We start from the raw sequence: 11,415 nt of genomic DNA, 5'->3' as shown, positions 1-11,415 counted from the left end.
GACACAAAAGCTATACGTTGATCCATCACACAGGTCTCTCTCCAGGGCATCGGCCACCTCCTGGCCGACTTCTAGACCTGTCACCCATCTATCCGGTCTGCTGTGTAAACTATCTATCCGGTCTGTACCGGTGTCACCCCCACCCCGACCCTCCCCCATCCAAGGGGGAGGGGGAAGTTATTGGCGCGGCTCAAAAAAATCTCCTCCCCCCTTGACGGGGGGAGGTCGGGAGGGGGGTGAGGAACATGCTCGATGACCGCATGTTTGCCGCACCGGCACGCCCAACCGGACAGCCGTGATCGTCGACAGGCCTCAACGCGGGTTGCGAAGCGCTGGTCCGATCTCTGTCAATCCTACTTGGAATCTGCCGGGGCCATCGGGGCGGAGGCGATCTTAGCGTCGCCTCGGCTTCGCGCCCGCCCGCGCTGGCGTTAACGCGGTGCCATACCCCCGCGCCGCTAACGCGGTGCCATGACCCCCCGCCGCTAACGCGGCGCCATAACCATCGTCATCTGGCGGCCTTCGAGCTTCGGGAACTGCTCGACCTTGGCCGTCGGTTCCATCTCCTCGCGCACCCGGTCCAGGACCTGCTTACCGATCTCCTGGTGCACCATCTCGCGGCCACGGAAACGCATGGTCACCTTGACCTTGTCGCCGTCGTCGATGAAGCGGTGGATGGAGCGCATCTTCACCTCATAGTCATGGGTGTCGATGTTGGGCCGCATCTTGATCTCTTTGACGTCGATGGTCTTTTGCTTCTTGCGGGCTTCGTTCTTCTTCTTCTGTGCTTCGTAGCGGAAGCGCCCGTAGTCGAGAATCTTGCAGACCGGCGGATCCGCGTTGGGCGATACCTCCAGAAGATCCAGTCCGACGTTCTGGGCCCGGCTCAGGGCCTCGGCGACCGGAACGACCCCGACCTGCTCGCCGTTCTCGTCGACCAAGCGAACCTGCGGCGTTGTGATGAGTTCGTTGACACGCGGCCCGTCGCGGGTCGGCGTGCTGTCAAAAGGTGGACGTGCTATCGCTTAACCTCCTCGTCTCTATCCTTAAACGGGTAACCACTCATGAGGGGGAAGGGACAGCCTGTCCCAAAGCGCCGGCAGCGACTCCCCCCGCTCCGCAACCGGCGGCATCGGATCCCCGCCCTTGTCCGGGCTGCCCCATAAAGTGTTGATCGGATCCGACGGCTAGGCGTCCGCGTTTCCAGCGGTCGCCGGACCTGTTGCTTCGTCCTTGATCCTAATGACTGCATCGTCAAGCGCAAGGATCTCTTGTTCCTTGCTGCCGAGGCGCCGCAGGGCGACCTTGCCCTCCTCGGCCTCGCGCCGGCCGATCACGGCGATGACCGGCACCTTGGCGAGGGAGTGTTCGCGCACCTTATAATTGATCTTCTCGTTGCGCAGATCGGCTTCGACGCGGAGACCGGCGGCGGCCATCCGGTCGCGCACCCGTTCGGCATAGTCGTTGGCATCGGAGGTGATGGTTGCAACCACAACCTGTACCGGCGCCAGCCAGAGCGGGAAGCGGCCGGCGAACTGCTCGATCAGGATGGCGAGAAAGCGCTCGAAGGAGCCGAGGATCGCCCGGTGCAGCATGACCGGACGGTGTTTCTCGCCGTCCTCGCCGACGTAGGAGGCGCCGAGCCGCTCCGGCAGCACGAAATCCACCTGGAAGGTGCCGCACTGCCAGTCGCGCCCGATGGCATCGCGCAGCACGAATTCCAGCTTGGGGCCGTAGAAGGCGCCCTCGCCGGGGTTCAGGCTGTAGTCCAGCCCGGCCTCCCTGACGGCATCCAGCAAGGCAGCCTCGGCCTTGTCCCAGGTGGCGTCGTCGCCGGCGCGCACGGCCGGCCGGTCGGAGAACTTCACCACCACGTCGTCGAAGCCGAAATCGGTGTAGATGCTCTGCAGCAGCTCGCAGAAGATCACCGTCTCGCTGTTGATCTGCTCCGGCGTGCAGAAGATGTGGGCGTCGTCTTGGGTGAAGGCGCGCACCCGCATCATGCCGTGCAGCGCGCCGGAGGGCTCGTTGCGGTGACAGGCGCCGAACTCCGCCATCCTGAGTGGCAGGTCGCGGTAGCTGGTGATGCCCTGCTTGAAGATCTGCACATGGCCGGGGCAGTTCATCGGCTTCACCGCCAGGGCGCGGTCCTCGGACTCGGCGATGAACATGTGCTCGTGGAACTTCTCCCAGTGGCCCGAAGCCTCCCAGAGCGAGCGGTCGATGAGCTGCGGCGTCTTCACCTCGACATAGCCCGCCGCCTCCAGGCGCCGGCGCATGTAACGCTCCACCGCGCGGTAGAGGGTCCAGCCCTTGGGGTGCCAGAAGACCGAGCCCGCCGCCTCTTCCTGCAGGTGGAAGAGGTTCATCTCCCGCCCCAGGCGCCGGTGGTCGCGCTTCTCCGCCTCCTCCAGCATGTTGAGGTAGGCTTTGAGCTGCTTTTCGGTCTCCCAGCAGGTGCCGTAGATGCGCTGAAGCTGCTCGTTGCGGGCATCGCCGCGCCAATAGGCGCCGGAGATCTTGGTCAGCTTGAAGGCATGGCCCAGCTTCTTCGTCGAGGGCAGGTGCGGCCCGGTGCAGAGGTCCAGCCAGTCGCCCTGGCGGTAGATCGAGATCTCGACGTCGTCGGGCAGCGTTTCGATATGCTCGGCCTTGTACTTCTCGCCGATGCCGGCGAAGTGGCGGATCGCCGCGTCCCGCGCCCAGATCTCCCGGGTGATGGTCTCATTGCGGTCGACGATCTCGTGCATGCGCTGCTCGATGACCGTCAGGTCGTCCGGCGTGAAGGGCTCGGCGCGGGCGAAATCGTAATAGAAACCGTTCTCGATGGCCGGTCCGAAGGTCACCTGTGTGCCGGGATAAAGTTCCTGCACCGCCTCGGCGAGCACATGGGCGCAGTCGTGGCGCAGCAGCTCCAGGCTGTCCTCGTGGCCGGCGGTGACGATCTCGATGGCGGCATCGCCCTCGATGGGGGCGGCGAGGTCCTTCACGACCCCGTCCACCTTGACCGCCAGCGCCGCCTTGGCGAGGCCCGGGCCGATGCTGGCGGCGACCTCGGCGCCGCTCACCGTCCCCGGATAGCTGCGCGCGGAGCCGTCGGGCAGGGTGAGCGAAATCTGCTTTGCTTCGGAGAGTTCCATCAAGACGCTTTGCCGGCCAAATCCTACGCCCGCCGGACCGCAAACCAAGGGGCCCGGGCGGGAAGCGGCGGCAACTCTAGAAGGATTCCAACTGCTGTCAAGGATGCGCCCCGGGGGCGCGGGCGCCGGCGCGCAGCACCTCTTTGTAGAGGGCGATGGTCTTGGCGCACATCTGGTCCTTGGAGAAATGCTGGCGCACCCGGGCGATGGCCTCGTCGTGCAGCCGGGCCCGGGCCTCCGGGCTCAGTTCCAGGGCCTTGCGCAGGGAGGCGGCCAGCGCCTCGGCATCGCCGACGGGAAACAGGAAGCCCGTTCGCTCCGCCACCAGTTGCTCGCGCGCGCCGCCATGGTCGCTGGCCACCACCGGCCGGCCCAGGGCCTGGGCCTCGCCGACGATGCGCCCGAAACCCTCCGGGTCGGTGGAGGCGGAGACCACCACGTCGGAGAGCATGTAGGCCGCCGGCATGTCCTTGCACTCGTCCAGCAGGGAGACCTTCTCCGCCAGGCCGTTGCGGGTGATCAGGGCCTCCAGTTCCCGCCGGTAGGCGGTGCGCCCCTGGTCGGAGCCCACCAGGACGCAGCGGTAGTCCAGGTCGCGCAGATGGCGCAGCGCCTCCAGCAGCACCACCTGCCCCTTCCAGCGGGTCAGGCGGCCGGGCATGAGGATCAGCGGCAGGCCGTCGGGCAGGCGCCAGCGGGTGGAGAGCTGGATCATCCGCTCGGCGCTGACCTTGTCCGGATCGAACCGCGCCAGGTCCACCCCGCGGTGGATCACCCGCAGCGTCTTGGGGTCGACCTTGTAGTGTTCGCGGACGTGTTTGGCGATGAACTCGGAAATGGCGATCACCCGCTCGCCGTCGGCCATCACCGCGTTGTAGTGCTTCTTCAGCGCGTTGGAGAAGTTATAGGGCGCGTGAAAGGTGGTGATGAAGTGGCGCCCGGTGCGCCGCACAGCGGCCCGCGCCGACCAGGCCGGCGCCCGCGAGCGGGCATGGACCAGGTCGACGCCGTAGCTCTCGATGGCGCGGGCCAGCCGGCTGACGTTGCGGTGCATGACCAGCGGGTTCTTGGAGGCCAGCGGCATCTTCAGGTGCAGGGCGCCGATGCGCTTCAGTTCGTTTTCCATCGGCCCGCCTTCGGAGGCGACGATGGCGGTGCCGCCGTCGGCCTGAACAGCGCCGGCGATGTCAACGGTGCCGCGCTCGGCCCCGCCGGTGTCCAGGGACGGCAGCACCTGCAGAACCACGGGGCCGGAGGCGGCGGGCATGCTATGGACCGGACGGGCCGCGATGTTAGGCTCCGGCGTGCTCATGGCAGCAGGCCGCGCCCCTGCGCCGGGGGGCGCTGCGGATCAGAAAGGTCGCGAAAAGACATCATGCCGAGTTCCGAATCGCCGGTCGACACATCTCCGCAGATCCTAACGCGCGAAGACGGGACCGTCCTTGCCTATTACAAGACCGTGGCAGGAAAGGCCAGCGCAGAGGCGGCACCGCAACAGCCGGGCCTGATGTTCCTCGGCGGCTTCATGTCGGACATGACCGGCAGCAAGGCGCTGACCCTGGAGGCCTTCGCCCGGCGCCGCGGCCAGGCCTTCCTGCGCTTCGACTACCGCGGCCACGGCGCCTCTTCCGGCCGCTTCGAGGACGGCACCATCGGCGACTGGCGCGACGATGCCCTGTCGGTGCTGGACCGCCTGACAGAAGGACCGCAAATCCTGGTCGGCTCCTCCATGGGCGGCTGGATGATGCTGCTGCTGGCGCTTGCCCGGCCGGAGCGCATCGCCGGCCTGGTCGGCATCGCCGCGGCGCCGGACTTCACCGAAGACCTGATGTGGGGACGGGCCAGCGAGGAGGAGCGCGCGGCCCTGCTGCGCGACGGGCAGGTGCTCGAACCCTCCGACTACAGCGAGGAGCCCTACGTGATCACCGCGCGGCTGACCGAGGAGGCACGCGGCCACCTGCTGCTGCGCGGCCCGCTCCCGATCCGCTGCCCGGTGCGCCTGCTGCACGGCCTGGAGGACCCGGACGTGCCCTGGCAGACGGCGCTACGCCTCAGCGATGTTCTGGAGAGCCGCGATGTGGAGGTGACGCTGGTCAAAGGCGCCGGCCACCGCCTCTCTGAACCCGAGGACCTGGAGCGGCTGGAGCACACTGTGGCGCGGCTCTCGGAGACGCTCGCCGGTTAGGTGGTCTCAGGCTTCGGCGCACCGCCGTTGCCGTCAGCGGGCGCTGCCGGCGGTGCCGGGCCTGGGTCCGTGAACTCCTTCACAATACGCTTGATCAGCGTTTCCCGGCCGTCGGGACCATCCGTGGCATCCGCGCCGCGGTGGCGCGCTTCCGCGGTCTTGGCGCCGCCGAAAGCGGCACGCACCGCCGCCAGACGTCGGGCGACGTCGTACCAGAAAGGCGCCCCCAGCCCGATCAGAATACCGGTGATAAGCACCTGCAGGACCCAGCCAAAGTATGAGCCGGGTGCCAGTTTTGAGTCCGTCTCGGTCGGACAGCGCTGATCCGTCGGATCCTTACCTTCAGGAGCGGAGCAGTAAGGAAAGTAGGCCCATCCGATGGGCAAATCGAGGCTATCGATCTGGTCAATCTTGGCACGCAGCTCGTCAACTTCCTTCTGCAACGCCTCTTCCTCGGCAGTGGGATCTTCCTTCGGCGCGTCGGTGGTGGCTGACTCTTGATCCAGCGACTCAATCACTCGCTCCCGAAGTTCTGGATCCTGCAGGTAGACTTCGAAGACTCGAAGGCCGTTGATGTTCATCGCGAAGGCCAAGAACACGCCGACCGCCAGCGACAAGATCTGCGCTCGAGCCTTGAAACGGGTCGCCAGAGCAGAGCGGTATTCGTCGTATTTGCGTGCCCAGATGTCGGCCTTTGCCTGCAGCTCTTCAGCGGCATCGGCGATGTCCTGGTTCTTCTTTTCCAAGGACTCGAGAAGGCGACGCAGGGTGTGCTCCAGCGAGACCTCCTTGTAGTAGACGCCCGCCTTGCGCCAGGTGGCAAACAGGCCGCCTAGCCATCCGAACCCGGGTTTCACGAAGGGATTCGTCAGGACGTGCTGAACGGCATCCTCGTTCGTGGCGCCGGTGCCCGCTCCCGTCGAATCCTCCGGGCGCGCCTCGGCGACCAGCTTCTCCATCAAGGTGACCTGGTCCATCGTCTTTAGGCGCAGGAAGCGGAAGATGATCTCGATGATCAGCGTCACCACCGTCGCCAGGGCGGCGAGGGTGAGCGCGAAGGCCAAAAGGGAATCGAGCAGAGACATGGACCAAGACCTCCCCTAGCAAGATCTCCAGGCCGGTTGGATCGCCCTGCGGAACGCCTGTCGTTGCCTGCAGGCGGGAGGAATTCTAGGACAGGCGCAGATAACCCTGAAGTTGTCTCAAAGAGGTAGACCGTCGCGCATTCGGGGTAACTCTGCGGGTCAGGCCCGCTCCGCCGCCAGGATGGCGTCCAGCCCGGCCTTGTATGTGGGATAGGCGAGGTCCACGCCCAGTTCCTCATGTAGGCGGCGGTTGGAGACGCGCTTGTTGTCCTGCCAGAAGCTGAGGCCCATGGGCGAGAGCCCGGCCTCTTCCAGCGGCACCAGGGGCGGCGGCGCGACCCCCAGCAGGCGGCAGGCATAGGCGGTGACCTCTGCCGGCGAGGCCGGGTCGTCGTCACAGACGTTGTAGGCCCGGCCCGGCCGCGGCCGGGCCATGGAGGCCTGCAGCACCGTGGCGATGTCCTCCACATGGATGCGGCTGAAGACCTGGCCGGGCCAGTCGATCCGCTTGGCGCGGCCGGCGCGCACGGTGTCCAGCATGGAGCGGCCGGGGCCGTAGATGCCGGCGAGACGGAAGAGATGCACTGGCAGTTCCTCGGCCTCCTGGGCCTTCAGCCAGGCCTCCTCAGCCGCCACCCGGCGCTTGCTGCGCGCGGCGCTGGGGCGCAGGTCGGAGTCCTCGTCCACCCAGCCCCCGTCGCGGCTGCCGTAGACGCCGGTGGTGGAGAGATAGCCGGCCCAGGCGAGGCCCGGCAGGCCGGTAAGGTCCGCGCCGTGGCCATCGAGCACCGGGTCGCCGTCCTCGTCCGGGGCGATGGAACTCAGCAGGTGGGTGGTGCCGGCCAGCGCGCGCACCGGATCTGCCAGCGGCCGCTCGCGGTCGAAGAGGAAGGTCTCGATGCCGTCCGCCGCGAGGGCCGCCGCCTTCTCCTCGGAGCGGGTGGTGCCGGCGACAGCCCAGCCCTCGGCCTTCAGGCGCCGCGCCAGCGCCAGGGCGGAAAAGCCGAGGCCGAAGCAGAACAGGCGTTTCGGCTTTGCAGGATCGAGGGTCGCGGACACGGTTTCCCCTTGGCGGGATCTCGCTTAACGTGGCGCCGCCGGAAGCGGCGAAGGTGCTTCAGCATATAGGACATAGGATGGGCGCAGGGAAGGCCAAGCACGGACAGTGGGTCAGCACCGCGGCGGCGGCGGTCGGCGCGCTCCTGCTCGGGATCGGCTGGGCCGGCGCCGCCCTTGCCCAGAGCGATGACCGGGATCAGGCCGCCCGCTACGCCGCCTGTATGGACCTGATCGAGGACGACCCGGACCAGGCCCTGGAGCAGGCCCAGACCTGGGCCGACCTGGGCGGCGGCGATCCGGCGCGCCACTGCGCCGCCGTCGCCCTCTTGCGCCTCGGCCACCATGCCGTCGCGGGGCAGGAGCTGGAGGCTCTGGCCGCCAGCCTGGAACAGGGCTTCGCCTTCCTGCAGATCCCCATCCTGATCCAGGCCGGGCAGGCCTGGTTCCTGGCCGAGGATCTGGACCGCGCCTATGCCGTGCAGACCGTTGCCCTGGCGCGGGAGCCCAACAACGTCGACCTGCTGGTGGACCGCAGCATGACAACCGCCGCCGCCGGCAACTTCGAGGCGGCGCTCTCCGACCTCACCCGTGCCCAGGCCAACGCGCCGCAGCGCGCCGACGTGCTGGTGCTGCGCGCCAGCGCCTGGCGCTACCTGGACCGACAGCCCGAGGCCCTGGCCGACGTCGAGCGCGCCCTCGCTCTCGACCCCGGCAACGCCGAGGGTTATCTGGAGCGCGGCAACCTGCGCCGCCTCGCCGGCGATGCCGCCGGCGCCCGCGAAGACTGGCTGGAAGCCATCAATCTCGCCCCGGCCACCCCCACCGCCGCCGCCGCCCAGGCCAACCTCGCCAGGCTGGACGTGAAGGTGGAGTAGGGGGCGCCGGTTCAGGCACTTTTGCATATCAGTCCGCAGGACAACCTCCACCGAACCCGACCACACCAACTGTCATCCCGGGCCTGACCCGGGATCCATGGGCCCGACCGCAAGGGGCTATCCGGAGAGGTTCGAGACCGACACAACGATGGACGCCGGCTCAAGGCCGGGGTGACAAGAGGGGAAGGCGGCAGATGCCGTGCGACCGCGATCGACCGGTCAGAAATCCAGATCCGCGTAGTGGCGGGGTGGGTGGGCGCCGGAGATGTGGTCGTTGAGGAGGGCGCGGAAGCTGGGGCGGGACTTGATGCGGGCGTACCAGTCCTTGGCGTCGGGGTGCTGGTTCCAGGGCACGTCGCCGATGTAGTCGACGGCGGAAAGCTCGCAGGCAGCGGCGATGTCGGCGCGGGAGAAGTCGTCGCCGGCCAGCCAGCGCCGGCGGTCACAGAGCCAGGCGATGTATTCCAGGTGGTAGTGGATGTTGGCGAGCCCGGCGCGGATGGCCCCGGAGTTGGGTGTGCCGAGGCCGAGGAAGCGCTTCATGATCTTCTCGTCCACCAGGTTGGCCGTCACCTCGCGGTGGAACTTCTCGGTGAACCACCCCGTCACGCGGCGGGTCTCGGCGCGGTCCAGCGGCGTCGCGCCCAACAGCGAGGGCTCGGGATAGGCTTCTTCCAGGTACTCGGCGATCACCGCGGCGCCGGGGATGGCGGTGCCGTCCTCGTCGATGAAGACCGGCACCTGGCCGTCCGGATTGAGGCGCAGGAAAACCTCCCGCCGCTCCCAGATCTTTTCGGTCCTCAGCTCGCAGTCGATGCCCTTTTCGGCGAGGAGCACGCGCACCAGGCGGCAGCCGGGATCGATGGCGAGGTGATAGAGTTGGCGCATGGCGGCGCGACTATAGGGATTCGGCCCCGGGGTGAACAGTAACGTTTAGGGGTTATCGCGCAGGGACCTGCTGCGCCGCGCTCTGCGCATCCCGGCGGACCGCCATGACGATGACCGGTACCTCCTGGCCGTCGCGCAGCATGGTGTTGGGCCCCCCGCTTTCCTCGATGAAGCCGGCCCGCCGGTAAGCGCGGCGCGCGCGCTGGTTGTCGGCGAAGACGTCAAGCCAGAAGCGCCGCGCGCCCAGGTCTTCGAGGGCGAAGTCGATCAGCAGCGGCAGGACCGCGCGGCCGATGCCGGCGCCGGGGCGGTCCAGGGCGATGCGCTTCAGCTCGACGGAGCCCGCGCTGGTCGTGACCCCGGCCAGCAGGGCGAAGCCGAGCGCTACTCCCTCGGCATCGCAGAGCAGGAGGTGGCGGTAGTCCGGATCATCGAGCGCGGCCAGATGCTCGGCGCGGGGCCAGCGGTAGATGAAGGCGCCGTAGTCCGGGCGCGCCTCCAGCGCCAGCACGTAGTCGAGATCGCCGGGCGCGGTCGGCCGCAAGCAAAGCTGCGGGGAGTTCACGCGGGATCAAGCGCGCTGCGCGGCGGCGGCCTCGCGGGTCACCGGGTGGGCGAGGCGGTCGATCATCTCCTTGGGCACCACCTGCCAGAAGTGACCCTTCTCGTGCTCCCAGTCCACCAGCAACTGCTGGGCAAAGGCGGACTGGGTCTCGCGCCAGTGCTCGGCGATGAGGCCGCGCAGCTCGGTCTCCCAATGGTCGGTTTCAAGGCGCTGGTAGATCACCGAGTCGGCGTTGATGCGCTCCGGCAGCAGGTTGTCGACGTCGTAGATGAAGGCCATGCCCCCGGACATCCCGGCAGCGAAGTTGGCGCCGACCGCGCCCAGGATCACGGCGACCCCGCCGGTCATGTATTCGCAGCCGTTGGAGCCGCAGCCCTCCACCACCGCCACCGCATGGGAGTTGCGCACGCAGAAGCGCTCCCCCGCCTGGCCGGCGGCGAAGAGCTTCCCGCCGGTGGCACCGTAGAGCACGGTGTTGCCGATGATGGTGTTGCGGTTGCTGGCCAGCCGGCTGGAGGTCAGCGGACGCACGACGATGGTACCGCCGGAGAGCCCCTTGCCGACGTAGTCGTTGGCATCGCCGAAGACTTCCAGCTTCAGACCCTGCACGGCGAAGGCACCCAGCGACTGCCCGGCGGAGCCGCGCAGACGCACCGTCACATGGCCGGGGTTCAGCCCGGTCATGCCGAACTGGCGGGTGATCATGGAGGACAGCTTGGTGCCGATGGCCCGGTGCGTATTCCGGATCGAATACTGCAACTGCATCTTTTCGCCGTCCTTGAACAGCGGCTCGGCGTCTTCGATGATCTGCGCGTCCAGGGTCTCCGGCACCTCGTTGCGGCCCTCCAGCGTACAGTAGGTCGGGTCGTCGCCGGCATCGGCTTTCACCAACAGCGGGTTGAGGTCCAGGTCGTCGAGATGGGCGGCGCCGCGGCTAACTTGCATCAGGAGGTCGGTGCGGCCGATGATCTCGTTGAGGCTGCGCACGCCAAGTTGGGCGAGGATCTCGCGCACCTCCTCGGCGATGAAGCTGAAGAGGTTCACCACCTTCTCCGGCGTGCCGGTGAAGCGCTGGCGCAGCGCTTCGTCCTGCACGCAGACGCCCACGGGACAGGTGTTGGAGTGACATTGGCGCACCATGATGCAGCCCATGGCCACCAGCGAAGCCGTGCCGACGCCGAACTCCTCGGCCCCCAGCATGGCGGCGACCACCACGTCGCGCCCGGTCTTGATGCCGCCGTCGGTACGCAGGATCACGTTGTGGCGCAGGCGGTTCAGGGTCAGCACCTGATTGACCTCACTGAGCCCCATCTCCCAGGGCACGCCGGCGAACTTGATGGAGGTCTGTGGCGAGGCGCCTGTGCCGCCGGTGTTGCCGGAGATCAGGATCACGTCCGCCTTGGCCTTGGCGACGCCGGCGGCGATGGTGCCGATGCCCGAACGGGCGACGAGCTTCACGCAGACCTTGGCCTTGGGGTTGATCTGCTTCAGGTCGTAGATGAGCTGGGCCAGATCCTCGATGGAATAGATGTCGTGGTGCGGCGGCGGCGAGATCAGCATGACGCCGGGGGTCGAGTGGCGCAGCTTGGCGATCATCTCGGTGACCTTGAAGCCGGGC

General features: G+C 67.6%; 10 protein-coding genes. 2 read left to right on the top strand and 8 right to left on the bottom strand.

Going from position 1 to position 11,415, the window contains the following annotated elements:
• Positions 1-485: 485 nt before the first annotated feature.
• The 3 genes from infC to Q0996_RS18965 form a co-directional block, all read right to left on the bottom strand.
• On the bottom strand, positions 486-1,022 hold the full coding sequence (gene infC / locus Q0996_RS18975) for a translation initiation factor IF-3 (protein ID WP_299623383.1): 537 nt from the start codon (positions 1,020-1,022) through the stop codon (positions 486-488).
• Between the two features lie 165 nt (positions 1,023-1,187).
• Positions 1,188-3,140, bottom strand: a complete 1,953-nt coding sequence (gene thrS / locus Q0996_RS18970) for a threonine--tRNA ligase (protein ID WP_299623380.1) — start codon at positions 3,138-3,140, stop codon at positions 1,188-1,190.
• Between the two features lie 97 nt (positions 3,141-3,237).
• Positions 3,238-4,452, bottom strand: coding sequence for a glycosyltransferase family 4 protein (locus tag Q0996_RS18965; RefSeq protein WP_299623378.1), 1,215 nt, complete (start codon positions 4,450-4,452; stop codon positions 3,238-3,240).
• A gap of 63 nt (positions 4,453-4,515) precedes the next feature.
• On the opposite strand from Q0996_RS18965, the gene Q0996_RS18960 reads away from it, so the two are divergent.
• A complete protein-coding gene (locus Q0996_RS18960) occupies positions 4,516-5,325 on the top strand; it encodes a S9 family peptidase (protein ID WP_299623375.1) in 810 nt (269 codons plus the stop codon).
• On the opposite strand, the gene Q0996_RS18955 is transcribed toward Q0996_RS18960, so the two are convergent.
• Together Q0996_RS18955 and Q0996_RS18950 are read right to left on the bottom strand one after the other, a co-directional pair.
• Positions 5,322-6,410: a hypothetical protein gene (locus Q0996_RS18955; RefSeq protein ID WP_299623372.1), complete on the bottom strand. Its 1,089-nt coding sequence runs from the start codon at positions 6,408-6,410 to the stop codon at positions 5,322-5,324. The genes Q0996_RS18960 and Q0996_RS18955 overlap by 4 nt on opposite strands.
• Positions 6,411-6,569: 159 nt before the next feature.
• Positions 6,570-7,469, bottom strand: coding sequence for an SDR family oxidoreductase (locus Q0996_RS18950; RefSeq protein WP_299623369.1), 900 nt, complete (start codon positions 7,467-7,469; stop codon positions 6,570-6,572).
• 77 nt (positions 7,470-7,546) lie between these two features.
• Here Q0996_RS18950 and Q0996_RS18945 point away from each other — a divergent pair, with 77 nt between their 5' ends.
• A complete protein-coding gene (locus tag Q0996_RS18945; protein ID WP_299623366.1) occupies positions 7,547-8,344 on the top strand; it encodes a tetratricopeptide repeat protein in 798 nt (265 codons plus the stop codon).
• 219 nt (positions 8,345-8,563) lie between these two features.
• On the opposite strand, the gene Q0996_RS18940 is transcribed toward Q0996_RS18945, so the two are convergent.
• From Q0996_RS18940 to Q0996_RS18930, 3 genes are all read right to left on the bottom strand, one after another.
• Positions 8,564-9,232 (bottom strand): glutathione S-transferase family protein, encoded by a 669-nt coding sequence (locus Q0996_RS18940; RefSeq protein ID WP_299623364.1) that lies wholly within the window; start codon positions 9,230-9,232, stop codon positions 8,564-8,566.
• A gap of 52 nt (positions 9,233-9,284) precedes the next feature.
• Positions 9,285-9,776 (bottom strand): GNAT family N-acetyltransferase, encoded by a 492-nt coding sequence (locus Q0996_RS18935; protein WP_299623361.1) that lies wholly within the window; start codon positions 9,774-9,776, stop codon positions 9,285-9,287.
• 27 nt (positions 9,777-9,803) lie between these two features.
• Positions 9,804-11,415 (bottom strand): glutamate synthase-related protein (locus Q0996_RS18930; RefSeq protein ID WP_299623358.1); only part of this gene is annotated, 1,612 nt, incomplete at its 5' end.

The sequence above is a fragment of the Pelagibius sp. genome (genome assembly GCF_028289705.1).
Classification (GTDB): domain Bacteria; phylum Pseudomonadota; class Alphaproteobacteria; order Kiloniellales; family Kiloniellaceae; genus Pelagibius.
The sequence above is the reverse complement of the archived record's forward strand: the minus strand, read 5'-3'. Positions and strand labels throughout refer to the sequence as shown.

Coding starts and splice junctions, on each gene's coding strand:
- Q0996_RS18960 (WP_299623375.1), top strand. CDS start 4,516: ATGCCGAGTTCCGAATCGCCGGTCGACACATCTCCGCAGATCCTAACG.
- thrS (WP_299623380.1), bottom strand. CDS start 3,140: ATGGAACTCTCCGAAGCAAAGCAGATTTCGCTCACCCTGCCCGACGGC.
- Q0996_RS18955 (WP_299623372.1), bottom strand. CDS start 6,410: ATGTCTCTGCTCGATTCCCTTTTGGCCTTCGCGCTCACCCTCGCCGCC.
- Q0996_RS18965 (WP_299623378.1), bottom strand. CDS start 4,452: ATGAGCACGCCGGAGCCTAACATCGCGGCCCGTCCGGTCCATAGCATG.
- Q0996_RS18940 (WP_299623364.1), bottom strand. CDS start 9,232: ATGCGCCAACTCTATCACCTCGCCATCGATCCCGGCTGCCGCCTGGTG.
- Q0996_RS18945 (WP_299623366.1), top strand. CDS start 7,547: ATGGGCGCAGGGAAGGCCAAGCACGGACAGTGGGTCAGCACCGCGGCG.